This window comes from Pseudomonas sp. 10C3 (genome assembly GCF_036346185.1).
Taxonomy (GTDB): Bacteria; Pseudomonadota; Gammaproteobacteria; order Pseudomonadales; family Pseudomonadaceae; genus Aquipseudomonas.
Map to the genome: position 1 here is coordinate 116,165 of NZ_JASJVE010000007.1, position 19,386 is coordinate 135,550.

At 57.8% G+C, this 19,386-nt stretch carries 18 protein-coding genes; 11 read left to right on the forward strand and 7 right to left on the reverse strand.

All coding sequences use genetic code 11. The features are described from left to right. The first annotated feature begins 427 nt into the window (after positions 1 to 427). Positions 428 to 1,096: a polysaccharide lyase family 7 protein gene (locus QN399_RS08585; protein WP_322178302.1), complete on the forward strand. Its 669-nt coding sequence runs from the start codon at positions 428 to 430 to the stop codon at positions 1,094 to 1,096. Positions 1,097 to 1,102: 6 nt separating this feature from the next. On the opposite strand, the gene QN399_RS08590 is transcribed toward QN399_RS08585, so the two are convergent. After that, positions 1,103 to 2,506, reverse strand: a complete 1,404-nt coding sequence (locus QN399_RS08590; RefSeq protein ID WP_330200827.1) for a heavy metal sensor histidine kinase — start codon at positions 2,504 to 2,506, stop codon at positions 1,103 to 1,105. Continuing rightward, positions 2,479 to 3,174: a heavy metal response regulator transcription factor gene (locus QN399_RS08595; RefSeq protein WP_322178304.1), complete on the reverse strand. Its 696-nt coding sequence runs from the start codon at positions 3,172 to 3,174 to the stop codon at positions 2,479 to 2,481. Before QN399_RS08595 ends, QN399_RS08590 begins: the two co-directional genes overlap by 28 nt. A 215-nt stretch (positions 3,175 to 3,389) precedes the next feature. On the opposite strand from QN399_RS08595, the gene QN399_RS08600 reads away from it, so the two are divergent. Genes QN399_RS08600 through QN399_RS08610 form a run of 3 tightly spaced genes read left to right on the forward strand, consistent with a single transcriptional unit; the run spans position 3,390 to position 5,407 of the window. Further along, positions 3,390 to 3,995 carry a hypothetical protein gene (locus QN399_RS08600; protein ID WP_322178305.1) on the forward strand — a complete coding sequence of 202 codons (606 nt, stop codon included), beginning with the start codon at positions 3,390 to 3,392 and terminating at the stop codon, positions 3,993 to 3,995. Between the two features lie 43 nt (positions 3,996 to 4,038). Beyond that, positions 4,039 to 4,647 (forward strand): cytochrome b/b6 domain-containing protein, encoded by a 609-nt coding sequence (locus tag QN399_RS08605; RefSeq protein WP_322178306.1) that lies wholly within the window; start codon positions 4,039 to 4,041, stop codon positions 4,645 to 4,647. Next, positions 4,640 to 5,407, forward strand: a complete 768-nt coding sequence (locus QN399_RS08610) for a molybdopterin-dependent oxidoreductase (protein ID WP_322178307.1) — start codon at positions 4,640 to 4,642, stop codon at positions 5,405 to 5,407. Before QN399_RS08605 ends, QN399_RS08610 begins: the two co-directional genes overlap by 8 nt. Positions 5,408 to 5,483: 76 nt before the next feature. Here the strand turns inward: QN399_RS08610 and efeO (QN399_RS08615) are convergent, their stop codons facing one another. The 5 genes from efeO (QN399_RS08615) to QN399_RS08635 form a co-directional block, all read right to left on the reverse strand. Continuing rightward, positions 5,484 to 6,308 carry an iron uptake system protein EfeO gene (gene efeO, locus QN399_RS08615; protein ID WP_322178308.1) on the reverse strand — a complete coding sequence of 275 codons (825 nt, stop codon included), beginning with the start codon at positions 6,306 to 6,308 and terminating at the stop codon, positions 5,484 to 5,486. Positions 6,309 to 6,337: 29 nt separating this feature from the next. Further along, positions 6,338 to 7,648: an iron uptake transporter deferrochelatase/peroxidase subunit gene (gene efeB / locus QN399_RS08620; RefSeq protein ID WP_330200828.1), complete on the reverse strand. Its 1,311-nt coding sequence runs from the start codon at positions 7,646 to 7,648 to the stop codon at positions 6,338 to 6,340. A gap of 44 nt (positions 7,649 to 7,692) precedes the next feature. Further along, positions 7,693 to 8,901, reverse strand: a complete 1,209-nt coding sequence (gene efeO / locus QN399_RS08625) for an iron uptake system protein EfeO (RefSeq protein ID WP_322178310.1) — start codon at positions 8,899 to 8,901, stop codon at positions 7,693 to 7,695. Positions 8,902 to 8,909: 8 nt separating this feature from the next. Then, positions 8,910 to 9,767 (reverse strand): iron uptake transporter permease EfeU, encoded by an 858-nt coding sequence (gene efeU / locus QN399_RS08630; RefSeq protein WP_330200829.1) that lies wholly within the window; start codon positions 9,765 to 9,767, stop codon positions 8,910 to 8,912. Positions 9,768 to 9,921: 154 nt separating this feature from the next. Next, positions 9,922 to 10,827 (reverse strand): LysR family transcriptional regulator, encoded by a 906-nt coding sequence (locus QN399_RS08635; protein WP_322178312.1) that lies wholly within the window; start codon positions 10,825 to 10,827, stop codon positions 9,922 to 9,924. Positions 10,828 to 10,960: 133 nt separating this feature from the next. Between QN399_RS08635 and QN399_RS08640 the strand changes: the two genes are divergently transcribed. The 7 genes from QN399_RS08640 (at position 10,961) to QN399_RS08670 (ending at position 19,377) form a co-directional block, all read left to right on the forward strand. After that, the gene (locus tag QN399_RS08640) at positions 10,961 to 12,259 is read left to right on the forward strand and encodes a citrate:proton symporter (RefSeq protein WP_322183067.1); all 1,299 of its coding nucleotides are present in this window, start codon (positions 10,961 to 10,963) and stop codon (positions 12,257 to 12,259) included. Between the two features lies 1 nt (position 12,260). Next, a complete protein-coding gene (locus QN399_RS08645) occupies positions 12,261 to 13,625 on the forward strand; it encodes an acyclic terpene utilization AtuA family protein (RefSeq protein ID WP_322217153.1) in 1,365 nt (454 codons plus the stop codon). Then, positions 13,622 to 13,939, forward strand: coding sequence for a hypothetical protein (locus QN399_RS08650; RefSeq protein ID WP_322178314.1), 318 nt, complete (start codon positions 13,622 to 13,624; stop codon positions 13,937 to 13,939). Before QN399_RS08645 ends, QN399_RS08650 begins: the two co-directional genes overlap by 4 nt. Before the next feature lie 289 nt (positions 13,940 to 14,228). Further along, positions 14,229 to 16,304, forward strand: a complete 2,076-nt coding sequence (locus QN399_RS08655) for a TonB-dependent siderophore receptor (RefSeq protein ID WP_330200856.1) — start codon at positions 14,229 to 14,231, stop codon at positions 16,302 to 16,304. A 340-nt stretch (positions 16,305 to 16,644) separates the two neighbouring features. Then, positions 16,645 to 17,370 carry an HAD-IA family hydrolase gene (locus QN399_RS08660; RefSeq protein WP_330200830.1) on the forward strand — a complete coding sequence of 242 codons (726 nt, stop codon included), beginning with the start codon at positions 16,645 to 16,647 and terminating at the stop codon, positions 17,368 to 17,370. Between the two features lie 31 nt (positions 17,371 to 17,401). Next, positions 17,402 to 18,652, forward strand: a complete 1,251-nt coding sequence (locus QN399_RS08665; protein ID WP_330200831.1) for a transaldolase family protein — start codon at positions 17,402 to 17,404, stop codon at positions 18,650 to 18,652. Further along, positions 18,649 to 19,377, forward strand: coding sequence for a sulfotransferase family protein (locus tag QN399_RS08670; RefSeq protein ID WP_322178317.1), 729 nt, complete (start codon positions 18,649 to 18,651; stop codon positions 19,375 to 19,377). Before QN399_RS08665 ends, QN399_RS08670 begins: the two co-directional genes overlap by 4 nt. Positions 19,378 to 19,386: the final 9 nt, after the last annotated feature.

Below are 19,386 nucleotides of genomic sequence, written 5' to 3' on the forward strand. Positions count from 1 at the left end.
GTGAGTGCCCATCTCCATGACTCTGTGACCATTCCCTTCCACACGCAAGATGCCCGATACAGAGCTTTTCACTGGAAAAAAAAGCAGTGGAGTTTGAATAGATGACTACCGTTTGTCGGTAATAAAAAACGGTATTGGGCGCCTTTATCGCGCTTTTATTCAAAAAAATGACGCAAGGTTTCGGACCTGGCGCCTTTGTTAATGCAGTCTGTGGTGAACCTTTTATTCATCCTGATGTCGTCATCAAATGATGCCGTAATAGTGGCCTTACAGCGGATCGCCTGTTTTTTGACGTCATTAGGTCGGCGATTTAATTTCAACAATCATCGATTCAGCCGATAGCAAGGACAACACCGCTGGGTGGTTGCACACCACCTTTAACGATCCGTCCTTGCTGGTGCGCAAGCCGCACCCCTTCGAGTCTTGAATGATCGATCTCGCTACCTGGAACCTCTCCGTCCCTGTCGGTCCTCCCGCCGTCACCATTGATACGCCAACACTGGTGGGTGGTTATCAGGATGGTTACTTCCGCTCGGGGGACACCTTGTTCTTTTGGGTGCCGGTAACCGGCTCCAGAACTGAAAATGCGATATATCCCCGGACCGAACTGCGCGAGACCAAGGCCGATGGCAGCGTCAGCAACTGGAAATTTCCCCAGGCAGACAACGTCCTGCGTGCCGCGCTGTTGGTCAGTCAGGTACCCTCGACGGGCAAAATCGTGATTGGTCAGATTCATTGTTACCAAAGCGCGGAGCCGTTGCTCAAGCTCGAATACCAGTACAAGGAAAAGCTCAAGACCGGCAACATCGTTGTCAAGTTTCGACGCGCACCCGGCGTGGAGCCTGAGGTCATCATCATTGCCGAACAGGTGCCGATGAATCAGCGCTTCACCTACACCATTCACCTGACGCCCAACGGCAACCTGACCGTCAACGCATTCGACCATGTCTGGACCGCAGCTCTGGATTCATCCTGGAGCACCCGGCTTTTGTACTTCAAGGCAGGCGTCTACGTTCAGGACAATACGGGCTACACCACTGAAGGCGGGGCGGCGACGTTCTACAAGCTGACAATTACCCATGACAAGAAGGCTTGAGTGGGGTCAAGCCGGAAAGACCAGGGTAAACCGAATCGGTGCGGCAACCGGTTGCGCGACGGTGACGCGTCCGCCATGCAGATGCATGATCGCGGCGACAATGGCCAACCCCAGACCATTGGAGTCGGAGCGTTGATGGCGTGAAGCGTCGCCGCGGTAGAAACGGTCGAACAACCGGGTCAAGGCCGCAGGCGCCAGCACCGGACCCTGATTCTCCACCTGGATCAGCCATTCGCTATCGCGCCTGTCGACGCGCACCAGAATCTCGCTGTCCGCATCGGCGTAGCGAATGGCATTGGCCACCAGATTGCTCAACGCCCGCCGCAGAAGGATCGGGTCGGCGTTCAAGGTCCCGCCGCCAGAAGTCTGGATGCGCAATTGACGCTCTTCTGCCAACCCTTCGAAATAACCGGCGACGCGCTGCAGTTCGTCTTCCAGATTCAGTGGCTGACGTTCGAGCACGGCTTGTGCGTCATCAGCCCGGGCGAGGAACAGGATGCTCTCGACCAGTCGGGAAATCCGCTCCAACTCCTCAAGATTCGAGGCCAGCAACGCTTGGTATTCATCCACGCTGCGGGTCTGGCGCAACGCAACCTGACAATGCCCCATCAGTGAGCCGACAGGTGTGCGAATCTCATGGGCCAGGTCTGCGGAAAACTGCATCAGCCGCTGATAACCGTCGGCCAGGCGATCAAGCATGGCGTTGAAAGCGTCGCTGAGTTGATGCAGCTCCACGGGTGTGTCGTGGCTGTCCAGGCGGCTACCTCTGTGGCTGTCGAGCGTCGCCGGGGTGATGTCTGCCGCGTGTGCCGCCATTCGCCGCAACGGGCGTAAACCACGGCGTAACAACAGATAACCGAGCAGCGCGGCGATGACGAAAGCCAGGGTCATGGCCACGTAGATGCGCTGTCTGAAACTGGCGAGCATGGCCATTTCCTTGACCATTACATGCGCGGCCAGCAGGTGCACCTCGGTGTTGCCCGACAGCGCCTGCACGGATGCGGCGCGCAAGGGCACGCCTTCCAGGCTCATCCCACTGCGCAGGTCGGTGTCGTTGAGGGCTTGATCCTGGCCGACCACCGGTACCTGTGGCAGCGGCGCGTGCGACGGATTGACCGAAATCACCGGGGGCTTGCCCGGTTCACCGATGATGAAAATGTCTTCTTCGCTGTCGAGCATGTTTTCGAACAGTTGCGGACTGCTCTCAAGTTTGTCGAGGGTCAGGTCGTAGCGCAGCAGTTTGCGAAAATGATCGAGCCGGGCCAGCACGGCATGGTCGCTGCGCTGCATCACGGTCCGTTCTATCGATACGTAAAGATACAGGCCGGCGCCAGCCACGGTGAGCATCGCCACCAGGGCGAATGCGAGTGTGGTGCGCAGGGTCAGGGATGGCGGGCGTCGGGACCGCATGGCCGCACCTCGCAGACGTAACCGATGCCGCGCACGGTATGGATGAGTTTGACCGGGTAGGGCAGGTCGATCTTGCTGCGCAGACGTTTGATCGCGACATCGACCACATTGGTGTCGCTGTCGAAGTTCATGTCCCAGACCTCCGAGGCGATCTGTGCCCTGGACAGCACATCGCCTTCGCGGCGCAGCAGCAGATGCAACAGCGCGAATTCCTTGTTGGTCAGGACGATCACCTGTTGCTGGCGGGTCACCCTGCGTCGCAGCAGGTCCAGCTCCAAGTCGGCGATATGAAAATGATCCGGCTCGCGGACCACGCCCCGACGCAGCACGGTGCGGATGCGCAGCAGCAACTCAGTGAAGGAAAACGGTTTTACCAGATAGTCGTCGGCGCCCAGCTCCAGGCCACGAATGCGATCCTGCAATTGATCGCGCGCAGTGAGGAACAGCACGGGCACATCCTGTTTGGCGCGCAGCACTTCGATAATCTGCCAGCCATCGATGCCTGGCAGCATCACATCGAGCACGATCAAGTCATAGCGCTGTTCGAGGGCCATGTGCAGGCCATCGGTGCCGTGTTGGGTCCAGTCGACTTTATAACCCGACTCGCCAAGGCCCTTTTTCAGGTACTCGCCGGTCTTGGTGTCGTCTTCGATGAGCAGGATGTGCACCGTTGGGTCTCCATGTTCTTCACACAGGCTGGAGCGTTTCCAACGAGGAGCGTTGGGCAGGGTTGGAGTTTAACCAAGTGCCATGAGGGTGTCGGTGACATTTTTGTCATGCGCGATCTACCTGCGCCGAATGACAAAAATGTCATTCGGCGGTCATGCTGCCGTGCGGGTTCCAGGGTGATGATGGCTGCTAACTCACTCAACCAGGTATCGACATGAAGAATGCACTGTCCACAACGTTCGGCTTGCTTCTGCTCAGCGCCGCAGTCATGACCCAGGCCGCCGACATGCCAGTGGTCAAGCCCATGCGCGGCACTGTTGATAGCCTCCAGGCTGATACGTTGAATTTCACCAACCGTGCCGGTCAACATCAGAGCATCGGCTTGACCGACAAGACGACGATTCGCTTGATTTCAAAAACCAGCCTGGATTCGATCAAAACTGACAGCTTTATCGGTTCGGCGGCCACACCGCAGGCTGATGGCACGTTGAAAGCATTGGAAGTTACCGTGTTCGAAGCTAGCCTCAAAGGCAGCGGTGAAGGCCACTACGGTTGGGAAAATGCCGACGGCAGTACCGGCACCATGACCAACGGCACGGTTGGTACGCTGGCAAAAACCAATGGTCGCACCTTGACCGTGCTCTATAAGGGCGGCGAAAAACAGCTGGTCGTGCCAGAAGACGTGCCGATCGCCTACGTTCAACCTGGCGAGCGCAGCGCACTGAAAGCCGGTGCCAAGATCGTTCTGTTCCCGGCCGATGACGGTAAATCCGCGCGCGGTATTGCCGTGGGCAAGGATGGTTTCACGCCACCGATGTAACGCAGAGCGAGGGCGTCGGATTCAGACACCACAGGAGACCGCCATGAGCACTCGACATATCCATCCCTGGCCAGTGCGGCTTACGCATTGGCTCAACGCGCTGGGCATGGTTGGCATGTTCATGAGCGGCTGGGGCATCTACAACGCTTCACCTTTATTCTCTTTCCGCTTCCCCCGCGAGATAACTCTGGGCGGTTGGCTCGGTGGTTCCATCGCTTGGCATCTGGCAGTGATGTGGCTGCTGGTGATCAACGGCCTGGCATACGTGTTGTACGGCGTGTTCAGTCAGCACTTCAAACGCGATTTGTTACCGATTTCAGTGGACGCGGTGAGGCGTGATCTGGGGGATGCCCTGCGCTTGCGTCTGGCTCACCAACAGGGGCGCTACAACGCCGTGCAACGGTTGTCGTATTGGCTGGTGTTGGCGCTGGGCGTGCTGGTGGTCTTGTCCGGGCTGTCGATCTGGAAGCCGGTCCAGTTGCAGGTGCTGTGTAGCTTGCTGGGCGGGTACGACTTCGCTCGTTTCGTGCATTTTGGCGCCATGGCCGGGATCGGTGCATTCGTCGTCGTCCATTTGGTGTTGGTACTGCTGGTGCCACGTACATTTGTGCCGATGATTACCGGTGGTACTCGGGAGAATTCCAATGACTGAACCCAAACAGCGGCCACCTGGTTTGCGCCTGGAACCGGCGCAGCAGACCCAATTGATCAATATTCAACGGCGCTCGTTTCTGCGCGCCGGGCTGACGATCGGTGCAATGTCGATGCTCACGGGCTGCAACCTGGAGAGTGACGATGCTGTGGATAAAACTTTGTGGGCCATGTCGCGCTGGAACGACCGGGTTCAGGCCTGGCTGTTCAGCGGTCAACGTCTGGCGCCGACCTACGATCTGGCAAAGGTCACCAGTCCGTTCCCGTTCAATGCGTTCTACCCTGAATACAATGTGCCCGAGGTCGATCTTTCCACGTACCGTCTGGCGGTGTCCGGGTTGGTGCGTGACACGCAACCCTGGACCCTGGAAAACTTGCGCAAGCTGCCGCAACGCACCGACATCACGCGGCTGATCTGCGTCGAGGGCTGGAGCGCGATTGGCCAATGGGGCGGGGTCCCTTTGCGCACGTTTCTGGAACACATTGGCGCGGACACCACGGCAAAATTCGTCGGGTTCAAATGTGCTGACAAATACTACTCAAGCCTGGACATGCCGACCGCGCTGCATCCACAAACTTTGCTGGCGCTGGATTTCGGCCAAGTAGCACTGCCACCGGATTATGGTTATCCATTGCGTGTGCGGGTGCCGACCAAGTTGGGGTTCAAGAATCCCAAGCACATCGTCGAACTCTTCGTGACCAATGAATACCCGGGCGGGTACTGGGAAGACCAGGGCTATAACTGGTTTAGCGGGAGTTAAAGCAACCGCTGCACAGTTGATCGCAGCCTTCAGGGGAGCAGCTTCAGGATTCCTGGATACTGAAGCTGCTTTTCACTCAGTTCAGACCCAGCTTGCCACGCAAGGTGGACAGGTCTTCAGCCAGGGTGTTGACCGGGCCAATCAGTGCCTTGCGGTCATTTGCACTGACTTTGTCATACGTCTCGTAGCCACCGTCTTTGGTTTTGTATTTGGCCAGGATCTTGTTGACCGTCGCAAAGTTCTTGTCGACTTTGGCGGCAAACACCGTGTCCTGCTTTTCGATCTGCGGGCGGAACAGGTCGACGATTTTTTTGGCGCCGTCGATGTTGCCCTGGAAGTCATACAGGTCAGTGTGGCTGTAACGGTCTTCTTCACCGGAAATCTTGGTGGCAGCGACTTCTTCGAGCAGCACTGCCGCACCGCCAACCACTTTTTCAGGTGGGAAGGTCAGGCCGGCAACGCGTGTTTGCAGGTCTTTGACATCGCCGTTGAGTTTGTCGGCCAGTTCGCCCAGGCCCTGGGTGCTGTTCTCGGAGAACAGGCTGTATTCGATGCGGTGGAAACCGGTGAAGTCTTCAGCGGTCACGCCTTTTTCGTGGTCATCAACGCGTGAATCGATGGAGGCATCCAGGTCGCTGAACAACTCGGCGATGGGCTCAACGGACTCGTAATAAACGCGAGTCGGCGCATACAGTTTTTTGGCGGTGGCCAGGTCGCCTTTTTTCACGGCATCGGTGAACTGTTGGGTGTGGCTACCCAGCTCATCAAGCTGTTCGGTGACGTAGATTTTGTAGTCCGAGATCGGTCCCACCAGGTCCAGCGGCGCTGTCGCGGCGAAGGCGGCCAAGGGAGTCTGGAGCAAGCCAAAGGTAAGCATCACAACGAGAGGCGACTTTTTCATGGGACTTTTCCGGGTGAAATTAGTGTGGGTCAAAGCGTTTTCGTCGGTGTGGAGGCGGCAAGCAGCGACCGACCGAGGTAATCCTGATCGCCGACGACACCGGGCAACGTGAAGAAGTAGCCACCGCCAATGGGCTTCAGGTACTCCTCCAGAGGTTCGCCATTGAGGCGGGTTTGCACGGTGATAAAGCCTTTTTCCAGATCGGACTGGTAGCAGATGAACAACAGGCCCATGTCGAGCTGACCGTTCTTGCTCACGCCATTGGAGTAGTTGAACGGGCGGCGCAAAATCCGGTTGCGTTCAGTGTCGGCGGTGCGTGGGTTGGCCATCCTGATATGTGAGTCCAGGCGAGTCTGCTTGCCGTGGGGATCGGCAGCGTAGTTCGGCACGTCGGTCTCCTGCTTGCCATCCATCGGCGCGCCGCTGGTCTTGACCCGGCCAAAGATCGCTTGCTGTTCCTGCAGTGGCGTCCGGTCCCAGCGCTCGACGAAGTTACGGATGATCCGCACTGCCTGATAGCTACCGCTGACAGCCCATGCGGGCTCATCGCTGCGGGGTTGAACCCAGACCAGGTAGTCCATGGCTTTTTGATCGTTGGAATCGGGGTTGGCTGAACCGTCGCGGAAACCGAGGAAGTTACGTGCACTCTCTGCGGGCTGCCCGGGTTTGACGGGGGCCTGAGCCGGCACGGTGCCTTCCTGCTTCCAGCGCACCAACAACAAGTCGGGCAGATTTTTGACGATGTCACGCAGGGCGTGAATATTGCTGTCGGGGGTGTTGGAGCAGAACTGAATGCTCAAGTCACCGTGGCAGCGGTCAGGCTCCAGCGCGTCATTAGGGAAGCCAATCATCCGGATCAGGCGCGTGGGCTTGACCGACGCCAGGCCGAAACGCTCGTCGAACAGCGACTCACCGACCGACACGGTGATGGTCAGGTTGTCCGGCGTCACCACCGGACCGAGGATGCCCGAATCCACCGGTGGCAATTTCGGATCGACCTGCGGCACGACGCCTCCTGTCATCAGGAACGCAATACGCTCGTTCAGCGTGCGGAACAGACGCTCCAGATCTTCGCGGTCGGCAGCCAGTACGTCGAACGATACGAGCATGCCCGCAGCCGGGCGAGGCGTGACAATGCCCGTCTGGTGACGGCCATGGAACAGGTTACGGTCCTGGGTCTTTTCGCTGTGCGGCGCTTCGGTGACTTGCGCCTGGGACGCCGCCAAAACGTTGCTGCTCAGGCTGCTACCCGCCAATGCTGCACCCGCCGCGCCGAGTCCCAGAAGCACGCGGCGACGTTGGGCTGAAAGCGGGGCGTTGGACATATCTGAATCTTTCATAGTGATGAGGTCTTCGTTCTATTACGGGTCTGAAAGGACACTGCTTAGAGGCCCTTGAGGCCTAAGGCTGGATCGATTCCATCGAGTGCGTCGGCCAATGCTTTGGCGCTGTCTGCTATCTGTTGGCGCTGCCCATTCGCGACTTGATCGTAGGGGCGGTAGCCGCTCTCGGTTTTCAAGCTGTCGAGTTCAGCGCCAAAGGCCGTTGAAGCCGCATCGATCCTTTGCAGCAGCTCGCCAGCTGTCTTGGCCAGCAGCGGACGCAACAGGTCGATGACTTTGCGTGTACCTTCCAGATTGGCGGCAAAACCGCTCAGGTCAGCACGGCTGTAGCGCTCTTCTTCGCCGTTGCTGCGGACTTCGGCCAGGGAGCGCATGTTGTGGGTAATGATGCCAACCAGTTGCTCGGGGGCCATGGTTTGCGCCATCAATTGTTGCTTGAGGCCAGTGACGTCGGTTTGCAGACGCTGCACCGTCAGCGCCAGGCCATCGACTTTGTGCTGATCGAACAAGGCGTACTCAATGCGATGGAAGCCATTGAAGCCCGGGTCTTGTTCGCGTTTTTCGTAGTAATCAGCACGAGCGTTGATGGCGTTATCCAGATCGGCAAAGCGCTGTGCGGCAGGTGCAATCCGCTGATAGACGACTCGGGCCTGCAGGTAAGCCGCTTGTGCCTGATCCAGGTCAGCTACGTCGATGGCCTGTTGCAAGGCGGTAACGGCCTTGATCAGCGCTGAACTCTGGCTGCTCAAATAAACGCGGTATTCGGACAGTGGTCCGATAAACGCGACCATCGATGGCCGGGCCTTTGCGCTGGCGTCGGATTCAGCGGTGGGGGTCACATGCAGGGTGCCGCGTGGGTTGCTCAGCAGGCCGCAGGTGATGGTGTAGTCGCCCGGCATCAGGTTGGCATTGATCACCTGGCTCAGCCCCGGCGCGATATTTTCGCGCTCCTCGACCACCAGTACACCGTCGAGGATTTCCCACTCAACGGCACGTTCGGAGCGGTTGACGATACGAAAGGCGGTGCGTCCAGCAGGTACCGTCAACGCATTCGGCTCACAGCTGTGGGCATGAATGCTGACGAGGGTCTCGGCACTGTTATTAGCCTGGCGCTTTTGCATCGCAGCGCGGGAGGCATAGTAGAACAGCCCGCCGGCCGCGATCATGATGATCACGGAGCCGACTACGGCCAATCGCAAGACGTTATGAGACCTGGCTTTTTCAGGAAGCCCAGAGGGAAGATTCGACATGGGTACCCTTATTCGTTCGTAGCGGAAGATGATTGGCGAAGCACGGGTTTAGCCGATTGAGTCCCCGGCGCTGGCAGGAAGAACAACACCAATGCGCCGATCAGGTAGATCAGGTAGACGCTCAGGGTGCTGACGGTCGGAGAATCTTGATAACCAAACATGCCGGCCAATACCGAGCCTAATGGGCCGTCCATTGGCAGCGCTGCGCTGATGTCGAACACGACTGTTTGCAGGTGATTCCACAGTCCGGCCTCATGCAGCGCTTGCACCGACGTAGAGAGAATCCCGGCGGCGACCACCAGAATGAACAGGCCGGTCCAGCGGAAGAACATGCCCAGATTCAGGCGCATGCTGCCGCTGTAAATGGCAAACCCCACGCCGATGGCCAGGATCAGGCCGAGCAGGGCCCCCATCGGGGCTGCCGTCCCCTCACTCTGCTGGAACACCGCCAGCAGGAAAAAAACAGTCTCCAGCCCTTCACGGGCGACGGCGAAAAACACCATGGCGATCAGCGCGTAAACCTGATTTTTCGAGGTGGCAAGTGCGGCATCGAGAGAGGCGTGCAATGAGTGCTTGATGGAGCGTGCGACCTTGCGCATCCAGAACACCATCGAACTGAGAATGCCCACGGCCACCAGGCCGATCACGCCTTCGAACAACTCCTGATGTTTTTGCGGGAATTCGGCGCTGACCAATTCCAGGCCGCCCCCGACCAGGAGCGCCAAGGCTGCCGCGAGAAAAACACCGATCCACACGGCGGGCATCCATTCTCCGCGGCCGGTCTGTTTCAGGTAGCTGGCAATGATGCCAACGATGAGCGCGGCTTCAATCCCTTCGCGCAGCATGATCAAAAAAGGAACGAGCATGTGTCACCAAAATAAGAGCTGCTGGGCGTGTAACCAGATGCGCAACGGAGGCTGTTGCGCGTTTGAGAATCTGCAACATAATGATACTCATTACCGAATGAGAATATCATTTTTTTCAAGTTTCGGATTTTTTGCAGGCTCGTACAGGTTAGGTTCAGGTCGTGGGCAGTGGGTCTGATTGATCCAGCACCGACCTCATCAGCTCTACAAACCGCTGTGGCGCCGGGCTCAGGCTTTGACCTGCGCGGGTGATAAGGCCGATTTCTCGGCTGACACCAGGGTGATCGACTGGCACACGCGCCAGATCGCCACGGCCATCGTCGGCGGACTCCGGCAGCAGGGTCATCCCCAGTCCTTGGCGGACCAAGGCCAGCACTGTCGACATATAGTTGGCTTCCAGGCCTGGTATCAGGTGCAGACCCTCTTCGGCGAACAGCTGCTCCACCCGTTCGCGCACGCTGCTGTCGCGTCCGGTGAGGATCATCGGCTGACCTGTCAGCGCCGAGAGACTTACTGATTGGCGTGATGCCAGCGGATGATCGCTTGGGATAAACAGGCACAACCGATCCACCATCACCACCTCAAAGTCCAGGCCGTGTCCCAGCCGGGCTCGCACCCCAAGACCGAAATCGACTTCGCCATCACGCACAAGTGCGTCGATACGTTGCGCTACCACATCGCGCAGGCGTATCTCGACCCCGGGAAACTGTTCGCGAAACAGCTTCAGTACTGGAGGCAGTGCGCCTGAGCAGATCGAGGGCAGGGCCGCGATGGTCACCACACCTCGGCGTAGCGCCGCCAAATCCCGCGAGCCGGCAACAATGTTGTCCAGGTCCAATAGTAGTTTTTCCATCGGCCCCAAGGTCTTCTGCCCGGCCGCCGTGAGGCTGACCTGACGCGGACTGCGCTCGAGCAGTGTCACCCCCAGCCAGTCTTCGAGTTGTTGAATCTGCACGGTTAGCGCCGAAGGCGACAGATGCAAGGCGACTGCCGCCTTGGCAAAGCTGCCGCTATGGGCCACGGCGAGAAAGGCACGGATATGCTGAATTGAGTTCTTCATTCTGTTTTTCCGAACGAGATGCGGTGAACATTTCAATTTACAAAGATTACCCCGATTTTCAATACTCGTTGAAAACAACAACGGTTCATTCCACTGCCCCAGGCGGTCAGGAATGACACACAGGACCCTGCCCATGCTCGCCACGCTCGGTGTTATCACCATCCTCTGTTTGCTCACCGCTGTAATGAGCAAACGCCTCTCGCCACTGGTTGCACTTATTGCGTTGCCGATCATTGCTGCATTGATCGGCGGCTTCGGCCTGGAAACCAGTGCCTTCATCATTACCGGCATCAAGAACGTGGCCCCGGTGGTGGGCATGTTCGTGTTCGCCATCTTGTTCTTTGGGGTGATGACGGACGCCGGGATGCTTGATCCCATCATTGATCGGATCCTGCACACGGTAGGGACGCGACCGACACGGATCGTGACCGGCACCGCGTTACTGGCGTTGTTGGTGCACCTGGATGGTTCGGGGGCGGTCACTTTTCTGGTGACTATCCCGGCCATGCTCCCTCTCTATAACCGTCTCGGCATGGACCGGCGCATCCTTGCGTGCGTCACGGCGATGGCGGCCGGGGTTAACTTCCTGCCCTGGACCGGCCCGGTGCTGCGCTCCTCGGCGGCGTTGCATGTGCCGGTATCGGACCTGTTTCAACCTCTGATTCCGGTGCAGATCGTGGGTTTGGTGTTTGTCTTCACCTGCGCCTGGCTGCTTGGTCGCCGCGAAGAGCGTCGGCTTGGCCTTGGCCTTGGCGCTGGCGTCACGGTTGATGTGGTTCCCCAGCGTACCCTCAGCGCGGAAGAAGAAGGGCTGCGTCGGCCACGGTTGTTCTGGCTCAATCTGCTGCTGACCGTGTTGGTGATGGGCGTGATGATTGCTGGCTGGGTCGACCCAGTGGTGATGTTCATGCTCGGTACCGTATTGGCGCTGTGCATCAACTACCCAAACGTCGACGCCCAGCGGGAGCGCGTCGATGCGCACGCCAAAACGGCCTTGACCATGGCCAGCATCCTCCTGGCAGCCGGGGTGTTCACCGGGATCATGCAGGGCAGTGGCATGCTCAAAGCGATGGCTGAAGTGGCGGTGGCACAGATCCCGGCTGGCCACGGTCATTTGATCCCGGCGGTAGTGGGCTTTCTGTCCATGCCATTGAGCCTGCTGTTCGATCCAGACTCGTTCTATTTCGGTGTGATGCCGGTGATCGCTGAAGTCGGCAAGGCGCTGGGCGTCAACCCGCTGCAGGTGGCTCAGGCCTCGTTGCTCGGCGTACATACCACCGGGTTCCCAGTCAGCCCGCTGACGCCGGCGACCTTTCTGTTGGTCGGCCTGTGCAAGATCGAGTTGGCCGATCACCAGCGTTTCACCATCCCCTTTATGTTCGCCGCGTCGGTGTTAATGACCCTGACTGCGTTGCTCCTGGGAGTCTTCTGACATGAAAACCTTACGCATTGGCTCTGGCGCCGGTTACTCGGGTGACCGCATTGAGCCGGCTGTGGAACTGGCCGAGCAGGGCGATCTGGATTATCTGGTCTTTGAATGCCTGGCCGAACGCACTATTGCTCTGGCACAGCAGGCCCGTCTGGCTGATCCAGAGGCGGGTTACGACCCTTTGCTGAGCGAGCGTATGCGCCGGGTGCTGCCTTTTGTCGGTCGTGGCATTGATGGCAATCGCCGGCGCTTGCGCGTGATCACTAACATGGGCGCCGCCAACCCAATGGCGGCCGCTCGTGAGGTCCGGCGGATCGCTGCGGAGCTGGGGTTGAACAGCCTGAAAGTCGCCGCTCTGACCGGCGATGATGTGCTTGATGCGTTGCAGGCCGATCCTTCCTTGTTACTCGACAACGGTGCAAGCCTGGGCTCGCTGGGTGAACGACTGATCTCGGCCAATGCTTATCTGGGCGCTTCAGGCATCGTCGACGCGCTACGGGCCGACGCCGATGTGGTGATTACTGGCAGGGTTGCCGATCCATCGTTGTTCCTCGCACCGCAGTTGTTCGAGTTTGGCTGGGCTGAAGATGATTGGGCCTTGTTGGGTCGCGGCACATTGGTCGGGCATCTGCTCGAATGCGCCGGACAGATCAGCGGCGGGTACTTTGCCGATCCCGGTTACAAGGATGTTCCTGATCTGGCGCGGCTCGGCTTCCCGCTGGCCGAGGTGGATGCTTTGGGGCAGGCAGTGATCAGCAAAGTGTCGGGCACGGGCGGCCGCATTGACACCGCCACCTGCACCGAACAACTGATCTATGAAGTGCACGACCCTGCGGCGTACCTGACGCCGGATGTCAGTGCTGATTTTTCTGCGGTCAGCTTCAGCACCGAGGGCGTTGACCGGGTGCGTATTGCAGGGGCAGACGGGCACCCAAGGCCTGAAACCTTGAAGGTGTCGGTGGGCTATCTCGATGGCTGGATCGGCGAAGGGCAGATCGCGTATGGCGGGCCGGGGGCTGTGGCCCGGGCACAGTTGGCCCGTGAGGTTGTGCTCGAACGGTTGAAACTGACCGGCGTGATCTACGACGAAGTGCGCGCCGAACTGATTGGCGTCGATGCACTGCACGGGGCCGGGCTAGGTTCACGTACGAGCAGCGAACCGTGGGAAGTGCGTTTGCGGGTGGCCGCGCGCTGTACTGATCGGGCCGAAGCGGTGCGAGTCGGCAATGAAGTAGAAACGTTGTACACCAACGGTCCTTGCGGCGGTGGCGGGGCAAGCAAAAGCGTTCGTCAGGTGGTGGCAGTTGCGTCGCTGTACCTGCCCCGTGATGCAGTCACCCCACGAATCCATTTGGAGGATGCCTTATGAGTACCGTCAAGCTGCGAGAGTTGGCGCATTCCCGTACCGGCGACAAAGGCGACACCTCAAATATTTCGGTAATCGCCTACCGTGCCGAAGACTATCCACACCTGTGTCAGGCGCTAAGCGTCGAGCGCGTCACGGCCTGGTTTGCCGAGTTGCTCGACCCGGCGGCAGGCCCCGTTCGGCGCTATGAGTTGCCCAATGTCCATGCCCTGAACTTCGTCCTGCCCGGCATCCTGCGCGGGGGCGTGACCCGGTCCCTGGCACTGGATGCCCATGGAAAGGCGCTAGGGGCAGCGTTGCTGGACATGGAGGTTTAGAGCGGCGGGTTTATCTGAGTCACAGCTCCTGCAGGGGGGGATGACTTGCATTGATGTGATCATCAGAAAATATTTTGGAATTCAGTGGGATAAAACGTTTCAGTAAATCAGTAATGAGAATAAGATTCGTTACCATGTAACGAAAGCACTATTCGAGAGTTCTGGTTTATTCATGACAAAGCATCAAGCCGGTTGTTATGTGCCCGTGTCGACAGCGGTTGCGCCTCTGTCGTATCGACTGCGCAATCTGTACACGGCGACAGTCACGCTGTGCGCCTTGAGTGCGCCGATGGCCTTTGCCGAGGAGATGCAGCTTGAGGCGGTCAACATCGATGCCAAGGCTCAATCGCTCGAAGCCGAGGAGCTTGAGCGCAGCCGCACAAGCTATCAGGCACGGCGCGCCACGGTCGCTACCCGCACCGATGAGCGCCTGGTGGAGGTCCCGCAATCGGTAAATGTGGTCACCAACCGGGTCATCGAAGACCGCCAGCCGGCGAGTCTGGACGAAGCGATCAATGCCGTCAGCGGGGTCAAACAGGGCAACACCCTGGGCGGCACTCAGGACGCGATCCAGAAACGCGGTTTCGGCACCAACCGGGACAACTCGATCATGCGCGACGGCATGCAATCAGTGCAGGCGCGTAATTTCACGCCCACCGCCGAGCGTATCGAGGTACTAAAAGGCCCCGCGTCGATGTTGTATGGCGTGCAGGACCCCGGTGGGATCATCAACGTGGTGACCAAAAAGCCACAGCTGGAAGCCGCTCACTCGATCTCTGCATTCGGCTCCAGCTTTGGTGGCGGAGGCGAGCAGATAGATCTCACCGGGCCATTGGGCGATAGCGGTCTGGCCTACCGGTTGATCGCCGACAAACAGAACGTCGATTACTGGCGCAATTTCGGCAGCATCGATCAGACAGTGATTGCGCCGTCGCTGGCCTGGTATGGCGAGGACACCAAGGTCTCTATCGCCTACGAACACATGGAATATTCGGTGCCATTCGACCGAGGCACGCAGATCAATCCGAAAACCGGCAAGGTGCTCAACATCCCGCGCAATCGACGCCTGGACGAACCCTTCAACGTCACCGCCGGGCGTTCGGATTCGGTGGACCTGCGTATGGAGCATCGCCTGAACGACAGCTGGACGCTCAATACCGGTTACGGCTACAGCCGCAACTATTACAACGACAATCAATCGCGGTTCATGTCGGCCAATAACGACACCGGTCTGGTGACCCGGCGCGCCGATGCGACCCGCGATGCGGTGCAGGCGGCCCATACCGCCACCGTCAATACCTTGGGCAAGTTGTACTGGGGCGATACGCTGCACGAAGTATTGATTGGCGCCGACTACATGAATAACCAGCGGGATCTGGGTGATCTGCTGCGTAACACCGCCAGTGCCGACTTCAACTACAACGCCCCGGTGTATGGTATGGCGCCGCTGCCTAGCAAGGTCAGCGCAGCAAACAGTGACCAGAGTGACCATCTGCAAACCCATGCGTTCTTCGTGCAGGACTCGATGCACCTGGGCGAGCACTGGATTGTCCAAGGTGGCCTGCGCTACGACGCATTCGATGAAATCACCGGCAAGGGCCGACCGTTTGTGGTCGGTGCCGACGTCAAGGACAGCAACGTCGTGCCGCGTGTAGGGCTGGTGTACCTGATTCAGCCTGACTGGTCGGTGTACGGCAGCTACACCGAATCGTTTCGCCCCAACACCTCGATCGCCACGCCGATTGGTGACTTGCCACCTGAAGAAGGCAAGGCTTACGAGTTTGGCACCAAGTTTGAAAATGACGCGATCACCACTACGGTAGCGCTGTTCACGATCAACAAGAAGAACGTGCAGACCAGCGAAGCCTGCGGCACTGAAATCTGCACCCGGGTCTCCGGCGAGGTGCGGTCCCGTGGCCTTGAAGCAGACATCACCGGCCAGCTCGACGAGTTCTGGAGCATCACTGGCAGCTACGCGTACACCGACACCGAGGTGCTCAAAGACCCGATCCTGGAAGGTGCTCCCCTGGACGGTGTGTCGAAGCACACCGCGGCGGCGTACCTGACCCGAGACTTTGGCCATGTCGGTGTGGGCGACTTGCGTGCTGGAGCGGGCGCCCGTTACGCCAGCCGCTGGGGGGTGAACGATGGTGCTGGCATCGAGTATTACTTGCCGTCTTCGACCGTGGCCGATGCGTTTGTCAGCTACAAAATGAAGATTAAAGACCGTGACCTGACGCTGCAGCTCAACCTGAAAAACGTGTTCGACGAACGCTATTACGTGTCCAGCAGTGGTCTCGGTTCGCCAGCCATCGTCATTGGCGAACCTCGCCAGCTGATTGCTCGCGCCACGCTGGATTTCTGACCGAAGCAGCAGGCCGGCTATTCATGCAGACGGCCGTGGATCATGTCGTATATGAATTATTTTGAACGTTAAGACCGTATACGGGGATATAAATCATAAGCGAACGAGTGTTTTACGATAGCCATGCTATTCATATGGGTAATTGGAAGTTTTCCGCGCCAAGTTAAATGCTTTATATATCAGTGGCTTAATCAAATTAATTGAATAATGGGAATTAAAATATATTTTTAATTCATATTCGTGCTTAAAGAGCCACTAAAACACCTTTGACAGGTTTTAATATTGGATCCAATCTGTGTTTCTAAACGGTTACATTGGCTGACGGTCAACGGGGATGGACATGCACACTTCCGGTCATGCTCAAGACATCACTCCAACCCCTTGCATTATTGACGCCTTACCTATTGAAAACCTGCCTGACCTGATCATCTTTGATTGCGACGGCGTGTTGGTCCAGAGCGAAGAAATTACCCTCAGCGTATTGGCAAAGTTATTCAATGCCCACCTGCTCGATAGACGTCCCGAGTGGCCTCCGCTGGAGATCAACGACTGCATCCGACGTTTTAGAGGACGCAAGATCAATACGTGTCTTGATGAACTTCAGGATGAGTATTCGACCGTGCTGCCACTCTATTTTGAAACCGTGCTCAGGGAGCAGGCCTTAAGTCTCTATACAACCGATTTGCAGGCCACAGAAGGCATTATTGATCTGGTGTCGAGCCTCAATACTCGCCTGTGTGTGGCCTCTAGCGCACCGCGTTCGAAGATCGAACAGTGTTTGAAATTGACCCGCTTGTGGCCCTGGTTTGAAGGCAAGGTCTTCAGCTGTTACGACGTGGGTACCTGGAAGCCTGATCCGCTGGTTTTTCAGACAGCGTGTCTGAGCAACAGCGTCAATCCTGATCGGGCATTGGTCATAGAAGACAGCATTCCCGGTGTTCAGGCCGCGGTGGCTGCCGGGATACGGGTGTTGGGGTTCGGTCCTCCTGATCGACATCCCGAACTGAAAAAGGCGGGTGCCGTGACCTTTTCCAGAATGAATCAACTGCATGGCTTGATGGCGTGAATCTATTTCGATAACGAAGGAGATCATTAGCATGGACGACCGGGATTTTGTTCGCCTTCTAAAAAGTTTTAATGCCAACTCCGAAGTGTGGTGGGACTCTTCTCCAACAGGCTACTCGGCGTTCAAACAACAGTTATTGCACCGCTATCCGACTGTTAGCGATTACATCAATGAATTGTTACCTGAGCTGTTTTCCTGCAGTCCGTCTGGGGTCAGTGGCGTGACCACTAACCCCCGGCTGGTCACCGCCGCTATTATCGACGAATCGTCAATGTGGGTGCCGCGCATTCAGGCACTGAGTCAGACACTCAGCGCCGCGCACGTTCAGGACAGGCTCTATACCGAGTTGATTGCCCAAGGTGCATCTTTGTTGAACCCGTTGTGGCAACAAACCTGGCACCGCCAGGGTTGGTTCTCGGCTCAGGTCGACGTCAATGACATTCATTGCGCCGAACGTATGGTCCAGCATGGGCTGGCGCTGACGAAAATCGCCCCCAATGTAATGATTAAGGTTCCGGGTAGTCAGGCCGGTTATGGCGCCATCGAACAACTGGTCGCGCAAGGGTGCTCAATCAACAACACGTTTTGTTTCACCGTTTCGCAGTTTGCTGCCTGCCTGAGGGCCATTCGTCTGGGTCAGGCAGCTGCTTTGCACAACGGTACGGACGTGAGCGGCGCACGCTACGTGATTACATTCATGATCGGCCGGTTTGGCGCCGAGTCACTCTTGGACACGCAAGCCCGTGAGCGCGGGATTGAGCTGACGCCTGTGGATAAGCGCTGGGCAGAAATAGCGATTTATCACGCTATTCAGGCCCTTTTGTTGCGGTCCAATAGCCCGGCCCGACTGTTGATCTCCAGCATCAAGGTTGACCGTATGCCCGGCGAAATCAGTCGTTGCTGGCACCTGGAAAAAACCGGGGAGCGTGAAACCTGCTACACGCTGACGCCGGAAATTATTGAGTTTCTGGTGCAGCGCGAAAACATCGGTTGTTCGGTACAACCTTCGGCTTCGCGCGTCCCTCGCGCGGTTCTCCATAAGTTGATGAAGATCCCTTATTTCCGCGATGCTCGTTTTGAAGAGTCTATCGCTGCCCGCGATTTTGCCCGTCACCCGGCATTTATCTGCGCTCATAGTGAAGCCGTTTTTGCACATCAGCGGCTGTCGGACTTCATCCAGGGGGCAAGCCAGGCGCTGCCGATGAGCGTGCCTTTCACCGGAGCCGTGTCTCGGTCCGGACAGACCGCCGATCAGGCTGTTTTGTTGCGAGCTTCAGCATGAACAAAATGATCGCGCTCTGGGCTCACCCTCGATCACGCTCAACTGTGCTGGAGCGTGTGTTTATCGAACGCAGGGATTTTGAAGTGTTTCACGAACCCTTTGCGCATATGGCTTTCGATGACCACTCCGCGATCCCTTCGGACAACCTCGATTGCGGGCTGCCCACAACCTATGTCGCGATCAAAGCGCTATTGCGTTCGGCACGCGAGCGCAGCCACGTCTTCCATAAAGACATGTGCTACCACTGCCTCCGTGAGCTAAAGACAGACCGGGAGTTTTTGATCGAGCAAGAGAACATATTCATTATTCGCGAGCCGGGTCGTTCAATCCTTTCGCATTTCGCTATTTTTCCGGAGATGCCCCTCAGTGCCATTGGGCATAAAGCACTTTATGAAGTGTTCTGTGAGGTGACCAGACTCACCGGAAAAATCCCCTACGTCATCAATGCCGATGACCTGGCCCGCAACCCCGAGGCGACAGTACGCAGGTTGTGCGAGCACCTGAAAATTGAGTATTTGCCCCAGGCCCTCAACTGGAATAAGGCCTGCCCACCGCAATGGCTACCGTGGAGGCGCTGGCATGAGGACGCTGAAAACAGCACGGGGATAACCGCGACCCCGGCCTCGGACTTTGATGCTGACGCGCTAAAACGTATCCCTCGATTAATGGCGTATTACGACTATCACCGGCCGTTTTATGAACGCATGAATCAGTTCACCCACTGAGGTAATCCT

What these genes read in the sequence shown, in the direction of transcription:
- efeB (WP_330200828.1), bottom strand. Translation starts at nt 7,648, where the DNA reads ATGAAAGATTCAGATATGTCCAACGCCCCGCTTTCAGCCCAACGTCGC.
- QN399_RS08640 (WP_322183067.1), top strand. Translation starts at nt 10,961, where the DNA reads ATGCTCGCCACGCTCGGTGTTATCACCATCCTCTGTTTGCTCACCGCT.
- QN399_RS08635 (WP_322178312.1), bottom strand. Translation starts at nt 10,827, where the DNA reads ATGAAGAACTCAATTCAGCATATCCGTGCCTTTCTCGCCGTGGCCCAT.
- QN399_RS08590 (WP_330200827.1), bottom strand. Translation starts at nt 2,506, where the DNA reads ATGCGGTCCCGACGCCCGCCATCCCTGACCCTGCGCACCACACTCGCA.
- QN399_RS08665 (WP_330200831.1), top strand. Translation starts at nt 17,402, where the DNA reads ATGGACGACCGGGATTTTGTTCGCCTTCTAAAAAGTTTTAATGCCAAC.
- QN399_RS08655 (WP_330200856.1), top strand. Translation starts at nt 14,229, where the DNA reads ATGGCCTTTGCCGAGGAGATGCAGCTTGAGGCGGTCAACATCGATGCC.
- efeO (WP_322178310.1), bottom strand. Translation starts at nt 8,901, where the DNA reads ATGTCGAATCTTCCCTCTGGGCTTCCTGAAAAAGCCAGGTCTCATAAC.
- QN399_RS08610 (WP_322178307.1), top strand. Translation starts at nt 4,640, where the DNA reads ATGACTGAACCCAAACAGCGGCCACCTGGTTTGCGCCTGGAACCGGCG.
- QN399_RS08650 (WP_322178314.1), top strand. Translation starts at nt 13,622, where the DNA reads ATGAGTACCGTCAAGCTGCGAGAGTTGGCGCATTCCCGTACCGGCGAC.
- QN399_RS08605 (WP_322178306.1), top strand. Translation starts at nt 4,039, where the DNA reads ATGAGCACTCGACATATCCATCCCTGGCCAGTGCGGCTTACGCATTGG.
- QN399_RS08670 (WP_322178317.1), top strand. Translation starts at nt 18,649, where the DNA reads ATGAACAAAATGATCGCGCTCTGGGCTCACCCTCGATCACGCTCAACT.
- QN399_RS08600 (WP_322178305.1), top strand. Translation starts at nt 3,390, where the DNA reads ATGAAGAATGCACTGTCCACAACGTTCGGCTTGCTTCTGCTCAGCGCC.
- QN399_RS08585 (WP_322178302.1), top strand. Translation starts at nt 428, where the DNA reads ATGATCGATCTCGCTACCTGGAACCTCTCCGTCCCTGTCGGTCCTCCC.
- efeO (WP_322178308.1), bottom strand. Translation starts at nt 6,308, where the DNA reads ATGAAAAAGTCGCCTCTCGTTGTGATGCTTACCTTTGGCTTGCTCCAG.
- efeU (WP_330200829.1), bottom strand. Translation starts at nt 9,767, where the DNA reads ATGCTCGTTCCTTTTTTGATCATGCTGCGCGAAGGGATTGAAGCCGCG.
- QN399_RS08645 (WP_322217153.1), top strand. Translation starts at nt 12,261, where the DNA reads ATGAAAACCTTACGCATTGGCTCTGGCGCCGGTTACTCGGGTGACCGC.
- QN399_RS08660 (WP_330200830.1), top strand. Translation starts at nt 16,645, where the DNA reads ATGCACACTTCCGGTCATGCTCAAGACATCACTCCAACCCCTTGCATT.